Annotated in this window: 17 protein-coding genes and 1 riboswitch; of the genes, 2 read left to right on the forward strand and 15 right to left on the reverse strand. The window is 62.1% G+C overall.

All coding sequences use genetic code 11. The features are described 5' to 3' along the window. Positions 1 to 2: 2 nt before the first annotated feature. From apaG to lptD, 5 genes are all read right to left on the reverse strand, one after another. Positions 3 to 380: a Co2+/Mg2+ efflux protein ApaG gene (apaG, locus tag ACJ8OK_RS11610; protein WP_015376624.1), complete on the reverse strand. Its 378-nt coding sequence runs from the start codon at positions 378 to 380 to the stop codon at positions 3 to 5. 12 nt (positions 381 to 392) lie between these two features. Further along, a complete protein-coding gene (gene rsmA / locus ACJ8OK_RS11615; RefSeq protein ID WP_004932881.1) occupies positions 393 to 1,211 on the reverse strand; it encodes a 16S rRNA (adenine(1518)-N(6)/adenine(1519)-N(6))-dimethyltransferase RsmA in 819 nt (272 codons plus the stop codon). Further along, a complete protein-coding gene (gene pdxA, locus ACJ8OK_RS11620) occupies positions 1,204 to 2,205 on the reverse strand; it encodes a 4-hydroxythreonine-4-phosphate dehydrogenase PdxA (protein ID WP_370531233.1) in 1,002 nt (333 codons plus the stop codon). Before pdxA ends, rsmA begins: the two co-directional genes overlap by 8 nt. After that, positions 2,183 to 3,484, reverse strand: a complete 1,302-nt coding sequence (gene surA / locus ACJ8OK_RS11625; RefSeq protein WP_033631769.1) for a peptidylprolyl isomerase SurA — start codon at positions 3,482 to 3,484, stop codon at positions 2,183 to 2,185. Before surA ends, pdxA begins: the two co-directional genes overlap by 23 nt. Positions 3,485 to 3,549: 65 nt before the next feature. Beyond that, on the reverse strand, positions 3,550 to 5,910 hold the full coding sequence (lptD, locus tag ACJ8OK_RS11630; RefSeq protein WP_048326136.1) for an LPS assembly protein LptD: 2,361 nt from the start codon (positions 5,908 to 5,910) through the stop codon (positions 3,550 to 3,552). Positions 5,911 to 6,138: 228 nt separating this feature from the next. On the opposite strand from lptD, the gene djlA reads away from it, so the two are divergent. Further along, positions 6,139 to 6,960, forward strand: a complete 822-nt coding sequence (gene djlA / locus ACJ8OK_RS11635; RefSeq protein WP_015376627.1) for a co-chaperone DjlA — start codon at positions 6,139 to 6,141, stop codon at positions 6,958 to 6,960. Positions 6,961 to 7,103: 143 nt separating this feature from the next. Here djlA and rluA read toward each other — a convergent pair whose 3' ends face one another. The 3 genes from rluA to ACJ8OK_RS11650 all read right to left on the reverse strand — a co-directional run bounded on the left by rluA (position 7,104) and on the right by ACJ8OK_RS11650 (position 13,332). After that, positions 7,104 to 7,754, reverse strand: coding sequence for a bifunctional tRNA pseudouridine(32) synthase/23S rRNA pseudouridine(746) synthase RluA (gene rluA / locus ACJ8OK_RS11640; protein WP_004932866.1), 651 nt, complete (start codon positions 7,752 to 7,754; stop codon positions 7,104 to 7,106). A 57-nt stretch (positions 7,755 to 7,811) separates the two neighbouring features. Then, positions 7,812 to 10,718 carry an RNA polymerase-associated protein RapA gene (gene rapA, locus ACJ8OK_RS11645; protein ID WP_213929252.1) on the reverse strand — a complete coding sequence of 969 codons (2,907 nt, stop codon included), beginning with the start codon at positions 10,716 to 10,718 and terminating at the stop codon, positions 7,812 to 7,814. Between the two features lie 247 nt (positions 10,719 to 10,965). After that, positions 10,966 to 13,332 carry a DNA polymerase II gene (locus ACJ8OK_RS11650; RefSeq protein ID WP_442530592.1) on the reverse strand — a complete coding sequence of 789 codons (2,367 nt, stop codon included), beginning with the start codon at positions 13,330 to 13,332 and terminating at the stop codon, positions 10,966 to 10,968. A 214-nt stretch (positions 13,333 to 13,546) separates the two neighbouring features. On the opposite strand from ACJ8OK_RS11650, the gene ACJ8OK_RS11655 reads away from it, so the two are divergent. Further along, positions 13,547 to 14,317 carry a DedA family protein gene (locus ACJ8OK_RS11655; protein WP_033631772.1) on the forward strand — a complete coding sequence of 257 codons (771 nt, stop codon included), beginning with the start codon at positions 13,547 to 13,549 and terminating at the stop codon, positions 14,315 to 14,317. Positions 14,318 to 14,345: 28 nt separating this feature from the next. Here ACJ8OK_RS11655 and ilvN read toward each other — a convergent pair whose 3' ends face one another. From ilvN to sgrR, 7 genes are all read right to left on the reverse strand, one after another. After that, positions 14,346 to 14,639, reverse strand: a complete 294-nt coding sequence (ilvN, locus tag ACJ8OK_RS11660) for an acetolactate synthase small subunit (protein WP_033631773.1) — start codon at positions 14,637 to 14,639, stop codon at positions 14,346 to 14,348. 3 nt (positions 14,640 to 14,642) lie between these two features. Next, a complete protein-coding gene (gene ilvB, locus ACJ8OK_RS11665) occupies positions 14,643 to 16,337 on the reverse strand; it encodes an acetolactate synthase large subunit (RefSeq protein ID WP_442530593.1) in 1,695 nt (564 codons plus the stop codon). Between the two features lie 111 nt (positions 16,338 to 16,448). Then, positions 16,449 to 16,562: an ilvB operon leader peptide IvbL gene (gene ivbL / locus ACJ8OK_RS11670; protein WP_154747116.1), complete on the reverse strand. Its 114-nt coding sequence runs from the start codon at positions 16,560 to 16,562 to the stop codon at positions 16,449 to 16,451. 88 nt (positions 16,563 to 16,650) lie between these two features. Next, the gene (gene thiQ / locus ACJ8OK_RS11675; RefSeq protein ID WP_033631775.1) at positions 16,651 to 17,355 is read right to left on the reverse strand and encodes a thiamine ABC transporter ATP-binding protein ThiQ; all 705 of its coding nucleotides are present in this window, start codon (positions 17,353 to 17,355) and stop codon (positions 16,651 to 16,653) included. After that, positions 17,342 to 18,949 carry a thiamine/thiamine pyrophosphate ABC transporter permease ThiP gene (thiP, locus tag ACJ8OK_RS11680; protein WP_442530594.1) on the reverse strand — a complete coding sequence of 536 codons (1,608 nt, stop codon included), beginning with the start codon at positions 18,947 to 18,949 and terminating at the stop codon, positions 17,342 to 17,344. Before thiP ends, thiQ begins: the two co-directional genes overlap by 14 nt. Then, complete coding sequence (thiB, locus tag ACJ8OK_RS11685) at positions 18,925 to 19,911, reverse strand: thiamine ABC transporter substrate binding subunit (protein WP_015376636.1); 987 nt, start codon at positions 19,909 to 19,911, stop codon at positions 18,925 to 18,927. The genes thiP and thiB overlap by 25 nt, the downstream gene beginning before the upstream one ends. A 57-nt stretch (positions 19,912 to 19,968) precedes the next feature. Beyond that, positions 19,969 to 20,087: riboswitch (TPP riboswitch) on the reverse strand. Between the two features lie 37 nt (positions 20,088 to 20,124). Beyond that, positions 20,125 to 21,786: an HTH-type transcriptional regulator SgrR gene (gene sgrR, locus ACJ8OK_RS11690; protein WP_015376637.1), complete on the reverse strand. Its 1,662-nt coding sequence runs from the start codon at positions 21,784 to 21,786 to the stop codon at positions 20,125 to 20,127. Positions 21,787 to 21,829 lie beyond the last annotated feature (43 nt).

The following is a 21,829-nucleotide window of genomic DNA, read 5'->3' on the forward strand; positions in this document are numbered from 1 at the left end:
AATTAATGGATCAGCGTTGGAATGGCTAAGCGGAACACGGGAATAGCGGTGCGGAACGGCTGACCCTGATGGTCAACCATTTCGTAATGGCCTTCCATGGTGCCCAGCGGCGTTTCCAGAATGGCGCCGCTGGTGTACTGAAACTCTCCACCGGGCGGAATGACGGGCTGTTCGCCGATCACGCCTTCGCCCTGGACTTCGGTTTGGCGGCCGTTGCTGTTGGTGATCAGCCAGTAACGGCCCAGCAGTTGCACGTTGGTCCGCCCCAGATTGCGGATGGTGATGGTATAGGCGAAGACGTAACGCTCTTCTTCAGGGATCGACTGTGATTCCACATAGATGCTCTGAACCTGAATACACACGCGGGGCGAATCAATCATGACAACAACTCCTTATTGCTGCGGCGCCGGATTGGCTGACAGCCAGTTCGCCAGCTTGCAGTACTGCGCCACAGAAATATTCTCTGCTCTGAGCGAAGGATCGACGCCCAGCTCCGTCAGCTGCTCCGGCGTGAACAGGTCGCCCAGGCTGTTGCGGATGGTTTTCCGCCGCTGGTTGAACGCCTGCGTGGTGATGCGGCTCAGCATGCGCACGTCGCCCACCGGGTTCGGCAGCTCGGTGTGCGGGACCAGGCGCACCACGGCGGAATCGACCTTCGGCGGCGGCGCGAACGCGGTCGGCGGCACTTCCAGCACCGGAATGACGTTGCAGTAGTACTGCGCCATCACGGTCAAACGCCCGTAGGCCTTGCTGTTCGGGCCGGCCACCAGACGGTTGACCACCTCTTTTTGCAACATAAAGTGCATGTCGCGGATTGCCTGAGTATAGCTGAAAAGGTGGAACATCAGCGGCGTCGAAATATTGTACGGCAGGTTACCAAATACGCGCAGCGGTTGGCCAGCTTCCTCGGCCAGTTCGGCAAAATTCACCGTCATGGCGTCCTGCTGGCGGATGGTCAGCTTGTCTTTCAGCCGCGGGTGGTTCTCCAACCGGGTGGCCAGATCGCGGTCCAGTTCGATCACCGTCATGCGGTCCATGCGCGCGCCAACCGGCTCGGTCAAGGCGCCGAGGCCGGGGCCGATCTCGACCACCGCTTCGCCCGGCTGCGGGTGAATGGCGGAGACAATGCTATCGATGACAAACTGATCGGTTAAAAAGTTTTGTCCAAAGCGTTTGCGGGCAAAGTGCCCTTGGTGGACTCTGTTATTCATTACAATTAATTATCATTTTAATGGCGAGATTCAGGGCCGTTTGGAAACTGCCGACATCGGCGGTGCCGGTGCCGGCCAGTTCCAGAGCGGTACCGTGGTCGACCGAGGTGCGTATGAAAGGCAAACCGAGGGTGATATTCACCGCGCGGCCGAACCCTTGGTATTTTAGCACCGGCAGCCCCTGATCGTGATACATCGCCAGCACCGCATCGGCATCTTGCAGATATTTGGGCTGGAACAGGGTGTCCGCCGGCAGCGGGCCGATCAGATGGATACCGTCAGCGCGCAGCGCGTCGAGCGCCGGGATGATGGTGTCTATCTCTTCGCGCCCCATATGGCCGCCTTCCCCGGCGTGGGGATTCAGACCGCAGACGTAAATGTGCGGCTGAGCGATGCCAAATTTGGTTTTCAGATCGTGGTCGAGAATGCGAATGACTTCGAACAGGCTCTGCTGCGTGATGGCGCCCGGCACCGCCAGCAGCGGCAGGTGGGTGGTCGCCAGCGCCACGCGCAGCTCTTCGGTCGCGAGCATCATCACCACGCGATCGCAGCGGCTGCGCTCGGCAAAGAATTCGGTATGGCCGATAAACGGCACGCCGGCGTCGTTGATCACGCCTTTGTTCACCGGGCCGGTGATCAGAGCGGCAAATTCGCCGTTCAGGCAGCCGTCGCAGGCGCGCGCCAGGGTTTCCACCACGTAGGCGCTGTTGCCGACGTTCAGTTCACCGGCGGTGACCGGCTGAGCGAGTGACACCGGCAGCACGGTCAGCGTGCCGGCGCGTTGCGCCTCGGCCGGTTGCTGCGGTTGGTAGTCGCGCAGCGTCAGCGGCAGGCCCAAACGCTTGGCGCGTTCAAGCAGCAGGGCCGGATCGGCGCACACCACCAGCTCAACAGGCCAATCCTGTTGCGCCAGGGCGGCTACCAAATCCGGCCCCACCCCGGCGGGTTCGCCGGGGGTAATGACGACGCGTTTATTGCTGTGCATCGCTGCCATCGAGGATCTTCACGTAAGCCTGGGCGCGCTGTTCCTGCATCCAGGTCTGCGCCTCTTCGGCGAACTTACGGTTGAACAGCATGCGGTAAGCGCGATCTTTCTGCGCGGCGTCGGTCTTATCCACCTGACGGGTATCCAGCAGCTGAATCAGGTGCCAACCGAAGGAAGAGTGGACCGGCGCGCTGATTTCACCTTTGCTCAGCTTCAGCAACGCATCGCGGAAGGCCGGATCGTAGATGTCCGGGGAGGCCCAGCCCAGATCGCCGCCCTGCATGGCGGAACCCGGATCCTGCGACAGCTGTTTGGCTTCGTCGGCGAATTTGGCGCGGCCGCTCTTGATCGCTTCCGCAACGGATTGCAGCTTGGCGCGCGCCTGATCGTCAGTCAGCACCACAGAAGGCTTCAGCAGGATGTGACGGGCGTGCACTTCAGTGACCGACACCGACTGGCTGGCGCCGCGGATATCGTTGACTTTCAGGATGTGGAAGCCGACGCCGGAACGGATTGGGCCGACGACGTCGCCTTTCTTGGCGCTAACCAGACGTTCAGCGAACAGGGTCGGGATCTCTTGCAGCTTGCCCCAGCCCATGTTGCCGCCTTTCAGCGCCTGAGAATCGGCGGAGTAGGTGATCGCCAGCTTGCCGAAGTCGGCACCGCTGTTGATCTCACCCACCAGGCGTTTGGCCAGCTCTTCGGCTTTGTCGACCTGCTGCTGCGACGGGTTTTCCGGCAGCGGGATCAGGATGTGGCTGATGTTCATTTCGGTGTCGCTGCCGTTCTGCGCGCCCACCTGTTTGGCCAGCGCGTCCACTTCCTGCGGCAGGATGGTGACGCGGCGGCGCACTTCGTTGTTACGCACTTCGGAAATCAGCATCTCTTTGCGGATCTGCGAACGGTAGGTGTTGTAGTTCAACCCTTCGTACGACAGGCGGCTGCGCAGCTGATCGACGCTCATGCGGTTCTGCGCGGCGATGTTGGCGATCGCTTTGTCCAGCTCGGCGTCGGACACGGTAATGCCCATTTTCTTGGCCATCTGCAGCTGGATGTTATCCATGATCAGCCGTTCGATGATCTGATGGCGCAGCGTCTTGTCGTCCGGCAACTGTTGGCCGGCCTGCTGGGCGTTGAGCTTGACTGACTGCAACAGACCGTTGACGTCGCTTTCGAGTACCACGCCGTTATCCACGACGGCGGCGACTTTATCCACTTCTTGGGGTGCTGCGAACGCGGCATTGGCGCAAACCACCAATCCGAGAATAAGCGTTCTCCAGTTCTTCATACATTTCCCATTATGTAATCCGCAAATGCGGGTGAAAGTTCTCGTTTTCAAAGTGTTGCAAAGCGTCAGAATGCGCGCTGATACGGCAGAATGCCGGAGCGCAGCATTTCTGCGGAGCCGAGACTATGATCGCTGCTCAGGCCGCGCAGTTCGACGTTGAACGAAACTCTGTTGTCGTAAACGCTGGTATTGTTGCTGTTGTTCCAGTCGGTGATCTTGCGCTCATAGCCCAGGGTCACCGCCCAGCAGCAGGTGTTGTACTTCAGCCCCACCAGTTGATCGGCGGATTGTTTGGCGCGGGTGTCGTAGTAGTACGCCCCGACGACCGCCCAACGATCGGCGATCGGCCAACTGCCGGTGATGCCCACCTGCGAGATGCCGTCCTGGAAGGCCGGAACCGTTTTGGTGTTCAACGCCGTCTGGATGTATTCCGGCGTGGCGTAACGGTAGTTCAGCTGCACCACGCGCTCGGCGTCCTGGCGGTATTCCACCACGCCGTTGCCCAGCGAGACGCTGTTCAGGCGGGTGTCATACTGCAGGCCACCGCGCAGGCCCCAACGATCGTCGATTTTCCAATAGGTATCGCCGGCCCAGGCCACGCTGCCGGTGTCGTCGTTGTTGTCGTAACCGGTCATCTGGTCACCGGTTCGCGAACGGCTGAAGTAGTAGATTTGACCCACGGAAGCGTTAAAACGTTCCACCAGCGCGTCATCATAAATGCGCGTGGTCAAACCGGTAGAGACGCGGTTCTGCGAAGCGATGCGATCCAGGCCGCTGTAGGTGCGGTCGCGGAACAGGCCGGAGTAGTCGGTCTGCAGCAGCGTGGTGTCGTAGGTGTAGATGTTGCTCTGATCGCGGTACGGCACGTACAGGTACTGAACGCGCGGCTCCAGCGTCTGGGTGGCGCCTTCGGCCCAGATCATCGGCCTCTCGAACACCAGCTTGCCGTCGACCTTGAATTGAGGCAATACGCGGTTGACCGAGTCATCAAGATCCGGTGCTGCGGCGCCTTTGCGGTTCTGGTAGTTAGCGGCGAAACCGTCAGGAATATCCTGCTGGTAGTGGGTCGCCATCACTTTGGCTTCGGTGTTCAGGCTGGCCCAGCCGTTGGTGAGCGGCAGACTCAGCGTTGGCTCCATATGCAGACGGGTGGCATCCGGGCTGTACGGGTTGACGCTGGTGAACTTGGCAGCCTGGCCGTAAATATGGAAATCGAACGGGCCGAGGTCGTTCTTGTAATAGTTCAGATCCAGCTGCGGCTGGACTTTATACGACTCCGACTGTGAACGATCGGTATCGTCGTAAATCTGGAACTGCTTGGAGCTCAGCGTGGCGTTCCAGTTTTCGTTGGCGTAGCCGAGGCTGAATTTCTGCGTGGCGTAGCCGTCGGTAGTGGAACCGTACTTGGAGTCCAGATCGGTGAAGTATTTGGAATCGCTGACCTTGGTGTAGTCGACGTTGAAGCGCCACACCTGATCCATGACGCCGTTGTGGTTCCAGTAGAACAGCCAGCGTTTGCTGTCGTCATGATCTTTGCCGTATTCCTTATCGTCCGGCAGCCAGTCGAACTCCATCAGGCCGAGGCCCGGCTGTACCAGATAGCGGAACTCGGTCTGCCACTGCAGGCCGCGCTTGGACATATAGTGTGGCGTGATGGTGGCATCGTAGTTCGGCGCGATGTTCCAGTAGTACGGCAACATGAACTCGAAGCCGTTGTTGCTGCCGTACTTGGCGTTCGGGATCAGGAAACCGGAACGGCGCTTGTCGCCGACCGGCAATTGCAGGTATGGGCTGTAGAACACCGGCACGCCGCCGATGCGGAAGCGGGCATTCCACACTTCCGCCACCTGCTCTTCGCGATCGTGGATCACTTCGGAACCGACCACGCTCCAGCTGTCGTCGCCCGGCAGACAGGAGGTAAAGGTGCCGTTTTCCAGAATGGTGTAACGGTTGGCGCCGCGCATTTTCATCTTGTCGGCGTCGCCGCGCCCCTGACGGCCGACCATCTGGTAGTCGCCTTCATAGACGTCGGTATCTTTGGTATTCAGGTTCGACCAGGCCTTAGGGCCTTTCAGTTTGATCTGATTGTCGCTGTAGTGCACGTCGCCGGTGGCGGTGACGGTGCGTACCGGTTCCGTCTGGCCAGGGTTTTGCGTCTGGTTCAACTCGACTTCTTTGGCGGTCAGGGTGCTGTTGCCCTGCTCGATATGCACGTTGCCGCTGAACAGGGCGCTTTTCGGGTAGTCGGCGCGCGAGTCATCGGCATTGATGGTCACCGGCTGGCTGTTCGGATCGCCGCTGACCAAAGGCTTGTCGTAAACGGGAACGCCAAGCATGCATTGCTCGGCCAGATCAGCCAGCGCATGCTGACTGTAGAGTGCCGTCCAAATCATCGTGGCCAGCAGTGTTGGGAAACTTTTTTTCATACGCGGTTTTGGTGTTCCGTCATCAGAGGCGTCGTGTCCGGCAAACGGTCAGAGACTATATTACTCATCTGCGTTGCGCTAGTGCTAAATCCAGCCGTTTACTTGCGTCGTCGTTAGGCGCAAAGATAAATGACAGGTATGATAATCCAAATTCTAGGAAAAATCGCCTGCGCCCTTTCCTGAAGCGAAGGAGAGCGGGCGGCTTTCGGCATGATAATTGAGGAGTATATGCAGTATTGGGGAAAACTGCTCGGCGTCATCGTCGCCATCTGGTCTGGCGCGGGATTCTGGGGTGTAGTTCTGGGGCTGATTATCGGTCATATGATCGATACGGCGCGCAGCAACAAGCGCAGCCGGGGGTTTTTCACCGACCAGCAAACGCGGCAAACGCTGTTTTTCCGCACCACTTTTCAGGTGATGGGCCACCTGACCAAATCCAAGGGACGCGTTACCGAGGCGGATATCCAGATCGCCAGCCTGTTTATGGATCGCCTGCAGCTGCACGGCGAAGCGCGCACCGCGGCGCAGCAGGCATTCCGCGAGGGCAAACAGAGCCAGTTCCCGCTGCGTGAGACGCTGCAGCAGTTTCGCAGCATCTGTTTCGGCCGCTTCGATCTGATTCGGATGTTTCTGGAAATTCAGATTCAGGCGGCGTTTGCCGACGGCTCGCTGCACCCGAACGAACGTCAGGTGCTGTATGTCATCGCCGAAGAGCTGGGCATTTCGCGCGCGCAGTTCGATCAGTTCCTCAGCATGATGGAGGGCGGGCGTCAGTTCGGCGGCGGTCAGCAGGGCGGGTATTCGCAGGGCGGCTATCAGCAGGCTCAGCGCGGCCCGACGCTCGACGATGCCTGCAAGGTGCTCGGCGTGCGCAGCAGCGACGATGCCGCCACCATCAAACGCGCCTACCGCAAGCTGATGAGCGAACACCATCCGGATAAGCTGGTGGCGAAAGGCTTGCCGCCGCAAATGATGGAAATGGCCAAGCAGAAAGCGCAGGAGATCCAGGCGGCGTACGACCTGATCAAACGCGAGAAAGGCTTCAAATAACGATACCCGTCATACTTCGAGCCGCAGGTGTGTTGGCTGCCCGCGCTTACCCCGGTCACGTACTTTTTGTACGCTCCCGGGGCTGCGCTTGGTTGCCGCCTTCCTGCAACTCGAATTATTTAGGGTATCCCTGAGTGGTGGGCTCAGAAATCCGGTTCGGCGCGAAAGTGCATTGGCGTCTGGAAGGCGGGGTGGGTGATGCGCAGCTCTTGCGCATGCAGCTGTAGCCGTGGCGCCATCGCCTTAGCCTCCGGTGGGGCGTAGAAACCGTCGCCGAGGATCGGGTGCCCCAGCGCCAGCATGTGCACCCGCAGCTGATGCGAGCGGCCGGTGATCGGCGTTAGCTTCACGCGCGTGCTGCCATCGGCGTCGCGCGACAGCACCAGATACTCGGTTTGCGCCGCTTTGCCGGTGTCAAAACACACCTTTTGCAGCGGCCGGTTCGGCCAATCGCAGATCAGCGGCAAATCCACCAGTCCTTCGTCATGTTCCATATGCCCCCAAACGCGGGCGATATAGGATTTCTTCGGCTCGCGTTCGCGGAATTGACGCTTCAGCTCGCGCTCGGCGGCCTTGTTGAGCGCCACCACGATCACCCCGCTGGTGGCCATGTCCAGCCGGTGCACCGATTCGGCGGCCGGATGATCGGCCTGAATGCGGGTCATCAGGCTGTCTTTGTTTTCCGGCGCGCGGCCGGGTACCGACAGCAAGCCGCTGGGCTTGTTGACCACCATGATGTGTTCATCCTGATACAGGATGTGCAGCGGGTCCTGCGGGGGATTGTAGGGTTCCATCTTGGCTCCGCGAAAAGGGCCGAACGGGGAGACGGTGGCCTCCCCATGTCGCGCCGGTTACTGGTGGGTGACCACCACCAGACGAATGGCGTCCAGGCGCCAGCCGGCTTCATTGAGGTTGGCCAGCACCTGACGGCGGTTGAACTCCAACGCTTCGACTTCGTCGTCGCGGATGTTCGGGTTGACCGCCTTCAGCGCTTCCAGACGCGCCAGCTCGGCGCTCAGCTTGTCGTCCGCCTCTTGCTTCGCCTGTTCGATAAGCGCGCGCGCCTGCGCTTCCACCAGGCTTTCCGCCTGCTGCAGCATGGCGTGCACGTCTTGCTGCACGGCATTGACCAGCTTGCTGGAGGTGTGGCGGTTGACCGCGTTCAACTGGCGGTTGAAGCTTTCGAACTCGACCTGTGCCGCCAGGTTGGTGCCCTTGCGGTCCATCAGCATGCGGATCGGCGTCGGCGGCAGGAAGCGGGTCAGCTGCAGGTGCTTCGGCGCCTGGGCTTCCACCACGTACACCAGCTCAACCAGCAGGGTGCCGACCGGCAACGCTTTGTTTTTCAACAGGGACACCGCGCAGCTGCCGGTATCGCCGGATAGGATAAGATCCAGACCGTTGCGGATGATCGGGTGTTCCCAGCTGACGAACTGCGCGTCTTCGCGCGACAGCGCCCGATCGCGATCGAAGGTGACGGTGCAGCCGTCCTGCGGCAGGCCCGGGAAGTCCGGCACCAGCATATGGTCGGACGGCGTGAGCACGATCAGGTTGTCGCTGCGGTCTTCCTGATTGATGCCGACGATGTCGAACAGGTTGAGCGCGAAGCCCACCAGGTTGACGTCGTTATCCTGCTCGGCGATGGCGGCGGCCAGCGCCTGGGCTTTGTCGCCGCCGTTGGAGTGCATCTCCAGCAGGCGATCGCGGCCCTGTTCCAGCTGCGCTTTCAACTGGTCATGCTGCTGGCGGCAGGCGTGGATGAATTCGTCCAGGCCTTCCTGCTCGGTCGGCGCGGCCAGATAGCCGATCAACTGCTCGTAGCAGCTGTCGTAGATGGTGCGGCCGGTCGGGCAGGTGTGTTCGAAGGCGTCGAGCCCTTCGTGGAACCAGCGGCCCAGCACCGCCTGCGCGGTGTGCTCCAGGTAAGGCACCATGATTTGGATATCGTGCATTTGGCCGATACGGTCCAGACGGCCGATACGCTGCTCCAGCAGATCCGGGTTGAACGGCAGATCGAACATCACCAGCTGGCTGGCGAACTGGAAGTTGCGGCCTTCGGAACCGATCTCGGAACACAGCAGCACCTGCGCGCCTTCTTCTTCGGAGGCGAAGTAGGCGGCGGCGCGGTCGCGCTCGATGATCGACAGCCCTTCGTGGAACACCGCGGCGCGGATCGCTTCACGCTCGCGCAGCACCTGCTCCAGCTGCAGCGCGGTGTCGGCTTTGGCGCAGATCACCAGCACTTTTTCGTTGCGGTTGGCCAGCAGGTAATCCAGCAGCCACTCGACGCGCGGATCGAAGTTCCACCAGGTGGCGTTTTCGCCTTCGAATTCCTGATAGATCTGCTCCGGGTACAGCATGTCGCGCGCGCGGGCTTCGACGGATTTTTTGGCGCCCATGATGCCGGACACTTTGATCGCGGTCTGATATTGAGTTGGCAACGGCAGCTTGATCTGGTGCAGGTTGCGGTGCGGGAAGCCCTTCACGCCGTTACGGGTGTTGCGGAACAGCACGCGGCTGGTGCCGTGGCGATCCATCAGCATCGAAACCAGCTCCTGACGCGCCTGCTCGGCGTTGTCGCCTTCGCTGTTGGCGGCTTTGAGTAGCGGCTCGATGTCCTGCTCGTCGATCAGCTCGCCCAGCAGGTTAAGCTTGTCGTCGGCCAGGCGTTCACCGCTCAGCAGCAGGGTGACGGCGTCGGCCACCGGACGGTATTTCTGCTGCTCGGCGACGAACTCGCCGTAGTCGTGGAAACGGTTCGGGTCGAGCAGGCGCAGGCGCGCAAAGTGGCTCTGTTGACCGAGCTGTTCCGGGGTGGCGGTCAGCAGCAGCACGCCGGGGATATGCTCGGCCAGCTGTTCGATCACCTGATATTCGCGGCTTGGCGCCTCTTCGCTCCAGGCCAGGTGGTGCGCTTCATCGACCACCAGCAGATCCCACTGGGCGTCCGCCAGCTCTTCCAGGCGCTGCTTGTTGCGGCGCACGAAGTCCAGCGAGCAGATCACCAACTGTTCGGTCTCAAACGGGTTGCTGCTGTCGAGCTTGGCTTCGGCGTAGCGGCTGTCGTCGAACAGCGAGAAGTAGAGGTTGAAGCGGCGCATCATCTCCACCAGCCACTGGTGCTGCAGCGTTTCCGGCACCACAATCAGCACGCGCTCGGCGCGTCCCGCCAGCAGTTGCTGGTGGATGATCATGCCGGCTTCGATGGTTTTGCCGAGGCCGACTTCGTCCGCCAGCAGAACGCGCGGCGCATGGCGCTGGCCGACTTCATGAGCGATGTGCAGCTGGTGCGGGATCAGGCTGGCGCGCATGCCGCGCAGGCCGGCGAACGGCAGGCGATACTGCTCGCTCTGGTATTTGCGGGCGCGAAAACGCAGCGCGAAACGGTCCATGCGGTCGATTTGGCCGGCGAACAGGCGATCCTGTGGTTTGCTGAAGGTCAGCTTACTGTCCAGCAGCACCTCGCGCATCGCCACGCCGCTTTCCTGAGTGTCCAGGCGGGTGCCGATATAGGTCAACAGACCGTTTTCCTCTTTCACCTCTTCCACCTGCAGCTGCCAGCCCTCGTGGCTGCTGACGGTATCGCCCGGGTTGAACATCACGCGGGTGATCGGCGAATCGTTTCTGGCATAGAGGCGGTTTTCACCGGTGGCGGGGAAAAGCAGGGTAATCATGCGCGCATCCAGCGCCACGACGGTTCCCAATCCTAATTCGCTTTCCGTGTCGCTGATCCAGCGTTGACCAAGAGTAAAAGGCATATATTGTCGGCTCGATTCTTTGTAAGTAAGTCTTGTTACCGGGCGGGAAGGGCCGCGGCACCTGTACTGAACGTCAGCTAATCCCGGTTTGTTTTAAATTTGGCGGGCAATAGCCGTTCACGCCATGCAGACGTCGCGAGACGGCAGGGCTAAGCGTGGTTCAGTTTTGGGAAGGGCGCTATGGTAATGGAAGGCGGCGCGTTCGTCACCTGCAAAACCCGATGATTTTTCTTAACCTGGCGCAATCTCAAAACAGCCCCATTTGCCCGGTGACCAGCGTGGTGAAATCGTCGTGCAAGAAAGGGAGTATAGCGTCTGCCACCGGTTGCAGCTGGCGTTCGAGGTAATGCTGATAGTCGATGGGCGAATGGCGGGTTTCCAGCGGTTCCGGCCCGGCCACGGTCATCACGTAGCTGATCCAGCCGCCGTTCTGATACTGCAGCGGCCGCCCCTGTTGGCGGTTGTAGTCGTCGGCGATGCGCGCGGCGCGGGCATGCGGCGGCACGTTGCGCTGATAGTCATCGAGCTTTCTGCGCAGCCGTTTGCGGTACACCAGTTGATCGTCGAAGTCGCCGTTCAGGGTTTTGCCGACGTAATCGCGCACATAGTCCTGGTAGGGCTGTTGTTTGAAGATACGCTGATAGAGCTGCTGCTGGAACTGCTGCGCCAGCGGCGTCCAGTCGGTGCGCACCGTTTCCAGCCCTTTGTACACCATCTCTTCCTCGCCGTCGGCGCGCGCGATCAGGCCGGCGTAGCGTTTTTTGCTGCCCTGTTCGGCGCCGCGAATGGTCGGCATCAGGAAGCGGGAATAGTGGGTTTCGAACTCCAGTTCCAGCGCGTTCTCCAGCCCGAACTGCTGCTGCAGATGCTGCTGCCACCAGGCGTTGACCCGCTGCACCAGCGCCCGGCCGATCTGCGCCGCCTGCTGCTCGTCATGCGGCTGTTTCAGCCACACGAAGGTGGAGTCGGTGTCGCCGTAAATCACCTGATAGCCTTCGGCCTCGATCAACTCGCGGGTTTGGCGCATGATCTCGTGGCCGCGCAGGGTGATCGACGACGCCAGCCGCGGATCGAAGAAGCGGCAGCCGCTCGATCCCAGCACGCCGTACAGCGCGTTCATGATGATCTTCAGCGCCTGTGACAGCGGCTTATTGTGCTGGCGCTTGGCGGCCTCGCGCCCCTGCCAGATCTGCTCGACGATCGCCGGCAGGCAGTGTTTACTGCGCGAGAAGCGGGCGTTGCGAAAGCCGGGCACCGAGTCGGCGTCGCTTGGGTGGCGCATGCCTTCCACCAACCCGACCGGATCGATCAGGAAGGTGCGGATGATCGACGGGTACAGGCTTTTATAGTCCAGTACCAACACCGAATCGTACAGGCCGGGTTGGGAGTCCATCACGAAGCCGCCGGGGCTATGCTCCTCCGGCTGTTCGCCGAGGTTGGGGGCGACAAAGCCCAGGCGATGCATGCGCGGCATATAGAGGTGGCTGAAGGCCGCCACCGATCCGCCGCTGCGGTCGGCCGCCAGCCCGGTGACGGTAGCGCGCTCCAGCAGGAAGTTGAGCAGGTCGGCCTTGGCGAAGATGCGCGTCACCAGCTCACAGTCCTTCAGGTTGTAGCGAGCCAGCGCCGGCTTGTCTTCCGCGAAGCGCCGGTCGATCTCCGCCATGCGTTGATAAGGATTGTCGATCGCCTTGCCTTCGCCCAGCAGTTCCTGCGAAACGTATTCCAGGCTGAAGGAGGGAAAGTTCCAGGTGGCGGATTTCAGCGCCTCGATGCCATCGATGATCAGGCGGCCGGCGGCGGCGGCGAAAAAGTGATTCTGCTTGAAGCCGTGCTCGCGCCATTCCAGCAGGTTGCCGCCGCGCCCCAGTCGCAGCGGGATTTGGTAGCGCTCGGCGTGCTTTTGCAGCACCCGCAGATCGAACTGCACCAGGTTCCAGCCGATGATGGCGTCGGGATCGTGACGTTCCAGCCACGCGTTCAGCCGTTCCAGCAGCTGAGGGCGGCTGGCGCAGTACTCCAGATCGAAATCCAGCGGCGTATCGCCGCCGTTGGCCGGCCCCAGCATGTAGACCTGCCGCTGGCCGCAGCCTTCCAGCGCGATGGAGTAAAGCTCGCCGTGGGCGGTGGTTTCGATATCCAGCGACACCAGTTTTAGCGTTGGGCGGTACTCTGGCGCCGGCTTCATTTGGCCGCTGAGCAACGGCCCATTGCCGTCGCCCTGGCCGTTGAACCATACCGGCGCGGTGATGAAGCGTTCCATCAGGTAGCGCTCCGGCGGGCGAATGTCGGCCTCGTAGACCGCAACGCCGCCTTCCCGCAGCAGTTTTTCCAGCTTGATGAGCTGACGGTGCTGGCGGCAGTACAGCCCCAGCATCGGCCGGTGATGAAAATCCGTCAGCGCCAGCGGTTTCAGTTCGACTTGCCGTTCTTCCCGCAGCAGCAGTTCCGCGCGCTGCCTTTGTTCGGCGGGGATAAACGCCACCGAGGTTTGCGGCGGCAGGCGCAGCTGACGCGGGCCGGCGTCGGTCGCCAGCCAGAATTCGACCTCGGTGCCGGCGGACGTGTCGCGCCAGTGGCGAGTGAGCAGGAAACCCTGTTGCAGTGCTGTCATAACCCCTTCGTCTTCCGCCGGGCGGCGTGCGCGACATTCAGCGAGATGTCGGTTTTGGCGCTAATATAGATAAATTATAGTATGGGTTTTTATACAGTGATTGTCCATCGCCGCGCGGCGTTGCCAAATACGCATACAATTGATCGATTGACTCGTTTGCGGCGGCACTGGAAAATCCTCCGCCCGTTTGGCCCGAATAATCCACAGAGGTGTAATGGAAGCCTATTTACAAGATTTGATCACCCAGTCACTGGCTTTCACCCTGATGGTCGTCCTGCTGGTCGCTTTTCTGGAGTCGCTGGCGCTGGTGGGGCTGCTGTTGCCCGGCACGGTGATGATGGCCAGCATCGGCGCGTTGATCGGCAGCGGCAAGGTGGACTTTTACTACGCCTGGGCGGCGGGCATCGTCGGTTGCCTGCTCGGCGACTGGATCTCTTATTTCGTCGGCCGCGCGTTCAAGGGGCCATTACACCGTTGGTCTTTCCTGAAGAAAAACAAGGCGCTGCTAGACAAAACCGAGCACGCCTTGCACCAGCACAGCATGGCGACCATTCTGATCGGCCGTTTCGTCGGCCCGACGCGTCCGCTGGTGCCGATGGTGGCCGGGATGCTCGATTTGCCGCCGTACAAGTTCGCGCTGCCGAACATCATCGGTTGCCTGACCTGGCCGCCGGTTTATTTCTTCCCCGGCATTCTGGCGGGCGTGGCGATCGATATTCCCGCCGGCGCCGACAGCGCGATGTTCAAGTGGCTGCTGCTCGCGGCGGCATTGCTGGTCTGGCTGGCGGTATGGTTGAGCTGGCGCTGGTGGCGTGAGGGCAAGCGCAACGCCGATCGACTGAGCCGTTGGCTGACGCCGCTGCGGCTGCGCGTGGTTTGCGGATTGGGTTGGCTGGCGGCGCTGGCGGCCGGTTATGCGCTGAGTCAGCAGCCGCTGATGCCGGTGTATCGCCACCTGCTGTGGCAGGTGTTGTCGGGTCAATGACAAAAGGGGGCGAAAGCCCCCGTTCGCCTTACTGGAAGAACGCTTCCAGCTGTTCAAATACCCGCACGTCTTCGCTGTGGCGCTTCACCTGCATCACATCCTCCAGCTTTTCCACCTGGCTTATCATCTGCTCCAGCCGCTGATCGTCGGCGACCAGTAGCCAAATGCGGCTTTGCTGGCCGTCCTTCAACGGCAGGCACAAAATGCCTTCGACGTTGAACGCGCGGCGGGCGAACAGCCCGCAAACGTGCGACATCACGCCGGGATGGTTGCGCACCGCCAGCTCCAGGATCACCTGGGGTTTATCTTGTGGTTGCAGCATGGCTTATTCTCCAATCATGTCGATGTTGGCGGCGCCCGGCGGCACCATCGGGAATACTTTTTCGTTGATATCGATCAGCGCGTGGATCAGGCAGGGGCCCGGGCGTTGGATCACCTCGGCCAGCGCCGCCTGCGGATCTTCCGCGGCGTTCAGATCGCAGGTATCCAGCCCGAATCCGGCGGCGATCTTCAGGAAGTCGGTACGCTTCGGATAGGCGGCGGCGAAGATGCGTTGCTGGTAGAACAGGGTTTGCTGCTGGTGCACCAGCCCCAATGCCTGGTTGTTCATCAAAATGATTTTCACGTCCAGATCGTGCTCGACCGCGGTGGCCATTTCCTGAATGTTCATCATCAGGCTGCCGTCACCGGAGAAGCACAGCACTTTGCGCTCGGGCTCCGCCAGCGCCGCGCCGATCGCCGCCGGCAGACCGAAGCCCATGGTGCCCAGGCCGCCCGATGTCAGCCACTGGCGCGGCCGGCTCAGCGGATAGGCCTGCGCCACCCACATCTGATGCTGGCCCACGTCGGTGGTGATGATGGCGCTGTCGTCCACGCAGCGCGCGGCGGCCAGCACCAGGCCGTAATGGCTCAGCGGATCGTCGGCGTTGGGCATGTTGAACGGGAATTCGCGTTTCAGATCGTTGACGGTGTTCAGCCATTCGCTGCGCGGCTGCGTGTCGATCTGCGGCAGCAGCTGTTGCAGCACCTGGCCGACGTCGGCATGGATCGCCACGTTGGCCTGTTTGACCTTGCCCAGCTCGGCGCGGTCGATATCCACGTGAATGATGGCGGCGTTAGGGCAGAACTGCTCGGTTTTGCCGATTGCCCGATCGTCGAAGCGCGCGCCCAGCACGATCAGCAGATCGGCCTCCTGCAGAATGAAGTTGGTGCTGCGCGCCGCGTGCATGCCCAGCATGCCCAGCGACAGCGGGTGTTCCACCGGCATCGCGCCCAGCGCCATCAGCGTCATGGTGGTGGGCAGACCGGCGCGTTCGGCCAGTTCCACCGCTTGCCGGTGGGCGTCGGCGCAGATGATGCCGCCGCCCAGATAGAGGATCGGGCGCTTTGCCTGATTGATCATCGCGGCGGCCTGCGAAACCAGCGCCGGATCGAAGCTCGGAGCGGCGTCCGGCACGGCGATCGGCGGCAGCTCTTCCAGCGTGATGGTGGCGGTTTGCACGTCTTTCGGCACATCGATCCAGACCGGGCCGGGACGGCCGGACTCGGCGATGCGGAAGGCGTCGCCAATCACCTGCGGCAGTTCGCGGATATCGCGCACCAGATGATTGTGCTTGGTGATCGGGATGGAAATGCCGTAGGTGTCCACTTCCTGGAAGGCGTCGGTGCCGATCATCGAGGAGGGCACCTGACCGGTGATGCACACCAGCGGAATGGAGTCGAGCTTGGCGTCGGCGATGGCGGTGACCAGGTTGGTGGCGCCCGGCCCGCTGGAGGCGATGCACACCGCCGCCTTGCCGTTGGCGCGCGCCATGCCTTGCGCCATAAAGCCCGCGCCCTGTTCGTGGCGCGCCAGCACGTGGTGAATGCGGGTGCTTTGGCTCAGCGCGTCATACAGCGGCAGCGCGGCGCCGCCGGGAATGCCGGCGACGGTGGTGATGCCCTGACGCTCCAGCAGATGAACGATCAATTGTGCGCCGGTGAAGCTGGTGCCCGGTTGAGGCGTGCCCGAAGTTGCCATGTTCCTGTCCTTTCTCAAGGCCGGTGAGCTTTGCTGGGCAGGGTGCTAAAACAAGAAACCCCGCCCGGTTTGCGCCGGCGGGGTTTGGGAATCGATGCGTTGATTCGGACCCTACGGCGCATTGCCGACGACCACCACCACACGCACGACGACCACCGCGGCTGGTAGCGCGGTAACTAGTAGGGTCGAAGTCAGCGAGGATGCGATCACAGGGAACCTTATCATCAGTAAAAAAAGTCAGGTTTTTATAAAAACACAGGCGCAAAATTCGCACAACAGGTTTATTGGCGCAGCATAAAAAACGCGCGTCAGATCACGCTTTGCCCGAAATGCCCAGCACGCGCGCTTCGGGCGCGCTGCCGTCCAGCAGGGCCTGCGTCGGGCCGTCGTAATAGATGCGGCCGTCGACCACCAGCAGCGTGCGCGGCGCGATGCGTGCGGCGTCGTCGAGGTTGTGCGACACCATCAGCAGCGTCAGGTTGCGCTGTTCGCATACCGTCTGCAGCAGTTGCAACATCTCGTTGCGCAGTGCCGGATCGAGCGCCGAAAAGGGCTCGTCGAGCAGCAGGATCGGCCGTTGGCGAATCAAACAGCGCGCCAGCGCGGCGCGCTGACGCTGGCCGCCGGAAAGTTGCGACGGCAGGCGCTCCAGATGCTCTTCCAGGCCGACCTGCCGGGCGATGTGCTCCCGCTGTTGGCGCTGCTGCTCAGTCAAGCGCAGTCCGGGATCCAACCCCAGCCCGATGTTCTGCGCCACCGTCAGATGCGCGAACAGGTTGTTCTCCTGAAACAGCATCGACACCGGCCGCTTGGCCGGCGGCGTGGCGGTGTGGTCTTCGCCGTTCAGCAGCAGCCGGCCGTTGGCCGCCGGCAGAAAGCCGGCGATCAGGCTCAGCAAGGTGCTTTTACCGGCGCCGCTGGGGCCGAGCACCGCGACGCGCTCGCCCGGCTGGATGCGCAGATCAAAGCGCATCGGCAGGTGTTCATACAGGTAGGTCAGTTTTTCAAGCGTCAGCATGGCGGCCCGGTAAGCGTTCAATCAGGGTAAACAACAGGAAGCACAGCAGCAGCAATAGCAGCGCGGTCACCGCCCCGTCGTTGCTGCGGTAGGCGCCAATCTGCTGATACAGGTAAAAAGGCAGGGTACGGAAATGCTCGTTGCCAAACAAGGCGACCACGCCGAAGTCGCCGATCGACAGCACGCAGGCGAAGGCCAGTGCCTGCGCCAGCGGGCGGCGCAGGGCGCGCAGCTCAATCAGCCGCAGCCGTTGCCAGCCGCGGATATCCAGCGACAGGCACAGCGGGTTGTAACGTTCGGCGAGGTCGCGCATCGGGTTCTCCAACACCTTTAGCGCGTAGGGCACCGCCATCAGCGCATTGGTGAGGATCACCAGCGCATAGGGCGACTGCGGCAACCCAATTGTATCGCTCAGCAGCAGGAAGAAGCCGGTGGCCAGCACGATGCCCGGCATCGCCAGGATCACCATGCCGCTCAGCTCCAGCGCCTGGCCGCCGCGCAGCTGCTGCCGCAGTTTCAGCTCGCGGCTGCTCCACAGCAGCATCATCGTGAGCGCCACGCACAGCAGCCCGGCGCCGAGGGCGATGCGCAGCGACGTGAACAGCGCCTGCCACAGCACCGGCTGGCGCAGCACGCTGACCATGGCCTGATTGGCGCCGTCGGCGATCACCGCCAGCAGAGGCGGCAGCAGCAGCAGCAGGGCGGCGGCGATCAGCAGAAAATCGCCGACGCGTCGCCACAGGCTGTCTTCCGGATTGCGCCAGCGCTGGGCGTGGGTATGCCCCACCGGCAATGCCTGGCTCAGGCGCTGACTGATCAACACCAGTCCGAGACAACAGCCCAGCTGGATCAGCGCCAGCATGGCGGCACGCCCCAGATCGTAGTCGTAACTCAGCGCCTGGTAGATCGCCAGTTCAATGGTGGTGGCCTGCGGCCCGCCGCCCAGCGACAGCACGGTGGCGAAGCTGGCGAAGCACAGCATGAAGATCAGCGCGCCGCTCGGCAGGATTTGGCGGCGCAGCGCCGGCCATTCGACGAAGCGGAACTGCTGCCAGCCGTTCATGCCCAATTGGGCGGCCAACTGTCGCTGCTCCACCGGAATGTTCTCCAGCGCCTGCAGCAACAGGCGGGTGGCCAGCGGCAGGTTAAAGAACAGGTGCGCCAGCAGAATGCCCTGCAGACCGTAGGGCGAGAAACCATACTCGACGCCCAGCCAGCCGCACAGCGTCGCCAGCCAGCCCTGGCGCCCATAGACGCTGAGCAGGCCGAATACCGCTACCAGCACCGGCAGCACCAGCGTCATGGCGCACAGCCGCAGCAACAACTGCCGGCCGGGGAAACGGCGGCGATAGAGCGCGCGCGCCAGCAGAATGGCGGGCAGCACCGAAATCAGCGCCGACAGCAGCGCCTGCAGGAAGGTGAAGCGCACCACGTGCCACAGGTAACTGTCCTGCCACAGGCTGCGCCAGTCGCTGTCCGGCGCGTGACGCCACAGTGACCCCAGCGCCAGAGCGGCGACCAGCAGGATCAGGCCGGCGGCCAGCAGCCCCGGCCAGAGCCAGCGGGGGATCAGCGGCTGACGGCGGTTTGCCATGCCCGGATCCAGCCGCCGCGTTGTGTGGCCACCTCTTCGGCGCTGTATTGCAGCGCGGTCTGCGGCACGTTCATCTGCTCAAAGCCGACAGGCAGCGGGGTGTTGATCACCGGGTACATCCAGTTGCCGGTCGGGATGGTGTTCTGGAATGCCGGCGTCACCATGAACCGCATGAAACGCTCGGCCAGCTCAGGCTGTTTGGCGGCTTTCAGTTTGCCGGCCACTTCCACCTGCAGGTAGTGGCCTTCACTGAACGTGGCGGCGGCGTAAAGGTCTTTTTTCTCTTCGATCAGGTGGTAGGCGGGAGAGGTGGTATAGCTAAGCACCAGATCGCCTTCGCCTTTCAGGAACAGGCCGTAGGCTTCGCTCCAGCCTTTGGTGACGGTCACGGTCTTCTTCGCCAACTGCTGCCAGGCGGCCGGCGCCTTGTCGCCATACACTTTTTGCATCCACAGCAGCAGGCCGAGCCCCGGCGTGCTGGTGCGCGGATCTTCGTAGATCACTTTCCAGTTGCGGTCGCCGCTGACCAGCTCCTGCAGGCTTTTCGGCGGGTTCTTCAGTTTTTCTTTGTTATAGACGAAGGCGAAGTACCCGTAGTCGTAAGGCACGAAGGTCGCGTCCTGCCAGCCGCCCGGCACCGTCAGCCTGGCGGTATCGACGCCGCTCGGCGCGAACAGGCCGGTTTGCTGCGCCGCCTGCAGCAGGTTGTTGTCCAGCCCCAGCACCACGTCGGCGGCGCTGTTCTTGCCCTCCATGCGCAGGCGGTTCAGCAGCGAAACGCCGTCTTCCAGCGCCACGAACTTCAGTTCACAGTCGCATTCGGCCTCGAAGGCTTTTTTCACCGCCGGGCCAGGGCCCCAGTCGGCGGCGAAGGAATCGTAGGTGTAAACCGTCAGCGTCGGCTTGGCGAACGCCGGCGCGGCGCACAGCAGCAATAAGCAGGGCAGATATTTTTTGACCACGTTGCACTCCTGAAAAATAAGGGGGCAAGGGCATCTGAGGGGGCGAGGCGGCGTCGCCGGTTCGCTGGGCTCAAATCCCTCCGCCGGTATTGACCGGATCAGGTTCGACGGGTGTGCTCTCAGCGGAAAATCAGGCTTATTACGCGGCCCGGCTCTCCGCACCCCGTTGAGACGGCGCTATTGTAAAGATTAACCGACTTGGGCGAAAGGCGCTTATGTCTCCGGCGGGGCAAACCAGGCGGACTTGAAGTCGAACCAGCCGAGGGTGTTCATCCGCACGCCGCGCATGCTGCGCTGGCCGTGCAGCTGCAGCCAGTGGTGGAACAGCGGATGCAGCTGGTGGTTGCTGACCAGACGCTGGCAGAACTCCGCCAGCGGCAGGCGGTTGGCGCGCCACAGCGCCGCGTCCTGCGCCAGATCTTCGTTCATGCAATGCTGCATCAGCGGCAGTTCGTACAGCGTGGCGAACAGCGAAAACTCCAGCGGCAGATAGAAGTTGGCGCTGCCAAGCCACAGATCGCTGCGCGCGTCGCCCTGGTGCCAGGTGGCGTAATCCACGCTTTGCACGATCAGGCGGATGCCGTGCTGCGCCAGCAGCGGCTCGATCGCCTGACGGATGGCGTGAAACTCCGAATGCTCATTGAAGTGGGTCATCGTCAGTTCGGTCAGCCCCGCCGGCTTGGGCTGCTGCGCCAGCGCGCGGTTGTGGTGCCAACGGGGCAGCAGGCCATACGCCGGCGACCAGTAGCGTTGGTAGAGCGGCCCGGCGTGGCTCAGCAGCGAAATGGGATTGATCAATTCGCACAGCCAGCTGCGAATGGCGGGATCGGCGGCCAGCGGGGAGCGCCGGTCGAACAGCAGGAAATAGCAGCCCTCTTCCAGCCGGCTTTCCAGTTCGTTGTTGCCGGTTTCATCGCCCTGCAGCTGTACGCCGGAATGCACCAGTTCTTCGGAGAACTCCGGCAGCACCCAGATATTCACCTCGTCGATCAGCGCCCGGTAGCCAAAATAGTCGTCGAAGGCGTGGATCTTCATCTGGCTGGGGAGATTGCGCACTACGCGATAGGGGCCGGTGCCGATCGGATGGCGGGCGAAATCCGGCAGTTCGCGCCATTCGCGCGGCAGGATCATGGCGTGCACGCTGCCCAGCAGCCAGGGCAGCCAGTGGTCGGGGCTGCGCAGATGCACGTCAATCACGAATGGCGTCGGCGAGGTGACGCTCTCGATATGCGAGAACAGCGGTTGCGAGGTCAGACGCGAGAGAGAAGTAATGACGTCCGCCATCTCCAGCTCGCGGCCGTGATGAAAATGGATCGCCGGGCGCAGGTAAAATCGCCAGTGCAGTGGTGTCAACGCCTGCCAATGGTGAGACAGATCGGACTCCAGTTCCCCGTTTTCCTCATTTATGCGTGTCAGGCCGTTGAAGATCTGGCGCGCCAGATGGGTTTCCGAACGCCGCAGCGCCGAGCCGGGCAGCAGGTTGTACAACTGCCGGTAGTAGAGCACCCGCAGGATGTGTTTCCCCTGGCGGAAGCTACGCCCCAGCTGCGACAGCAGCATCTGGCGCACCACGTTTTTGTCGCCCACCAGTTGCACCAGTTGATCGATGCGATCCTGTTCCAGCAGCTCCTCGGCCCGCTGTTGCTGCAGCGCCAGGCCGGTGTAGTGGAAGGTTAGCCGCGAACGCTTGCCGCGCCCCGACTCCGCCTGCCAGGTGAGCCAGCCTTCCCGCTGCATGGCGCTCAGCAGGGAGCGCACGTGGCGCCGCGAGCAGCTGAGCACCTCCGCCAGATCCTGCAGCGTGGTGTCGGTGGTTTCACCGTGGCAGCGCTGCCACAGACGGATGAACTGCTGCTGCAATCTGGACGTGGACATAAAAGAGGAACGCTCCCGCTTCAACTCGTCAATTTTTCTTTCC

Origin of the sequence: Serratia sp. CY71090 (genome assembly GCF_052166845.1) — a bacterium.
Lineage (GTDB): Bacteria > Pseudomonadota > Gammaproteobacteria > Enterobacterales > Enterobacteriaceae > Serratia > Serratia nematodiphila.

Coding starts and splice junctions, on each gene's coding strand:
- apaG (WP_015376624.1), bottom strand. CDS start 380: ATGATTGATTCGCCCCGCGTGTGTATTCAGGTTCAGAGCATCTATGTG.
- rsmA (WP_004932881.1), bottom strand. CDS start 1,211: ATGAATAACAGAGTCCACCAAGGGCACTTTGCCCGCAAACGCTTTGGA.
- pdxA (WP_370531233.1), bottom strand. CDS start 2,205: ATGGCAGCGATGCACAGCAATAAACGCGTCGTCATTACCCCCGGCGAA.
- surA (WP_033631769.1), bottom strand. CDS start 3,484: ATGAAGAACTGGAGAACGCTTATTCTCGGATTGGTGGTTTGCGCCAAT.
- lptD (WP_048326136.1), bottom strand. CDS start 5,910: ATGAAAAAAAGTTTCCCAACACTGCTGGCCACGATGATTTGGACGGCA.
- djlA (WP_015376627.1), top strand. CDS start 6,139: ATGCAGTATTGGGGAAAACTGCTCGGCGTCATCGTCGCCATCTGGTCT.
- rluA (WP_004932866.1), bottom strand. CDS start 7,754: ATGGAACCCTACAATCCCCCGCAGGACCCGCTGCACATCCTGTATCAG.
- rapA (WP_213929252.1), bottom strand. CDS start 10,718: ATGCCTTTTACTCTTGGTCAACGCTGGATCAGCGACACGGAAAGCGAA.
- ACJ8OK_RS11650 (WP_442530592.1), bottom strand. CDS start 13,332: ATGACAGCACTGCAACAGGGTTTCCTGCTCACTCGCCACTGGCGCGAC.
- ACJ8OK_RS11655 (WP_033631772.1), top strand. CDS start 13,547: ATGGAAGCCTATTTACAAGATTTGATCACCCAGTCACTGGCTTTCACC.
- ilvN (WP_033631773.1), bottom strand. CDS start 14,639: ATGCTGCAACCACAAGATAAACCCCAGGTGATCCTGGAGCTGGCGGTG.
- ilvB (WP_442530593.1), bottom strand. CDS start 16,337: ATGGCAACTTCGGGCACGCCTCAACCGGGCACCAGCTTCACCGGCGCA.
- ivbL (WP_154747116.1), bottom strand. CDS start 16,562: ATGATAAGGTTCCCTGTGATCGCATCCTCGCTGACTTCGACCCTACTA.
- thiQ (WP_033631775.1), bottom strand. CDS start 17,355: ATGCTGACGCTTGAAAAACTGACCTACCTGTATGAACACCTGCCGATG.
- thiP (WP_442530594.1), bottom strand. CDS start 18,949: ATGGCAAACCGCCGTCAGCCGCTGATCCCCCGCTGGCTCTGGCCGGGG.
- sgrR (WP_015376637.1), bottom strand. CDS start 21,786: ATGTCCACGTCCAGATTGCAGCAGCAGTTCATCCGTCTGTGGCAGCGC.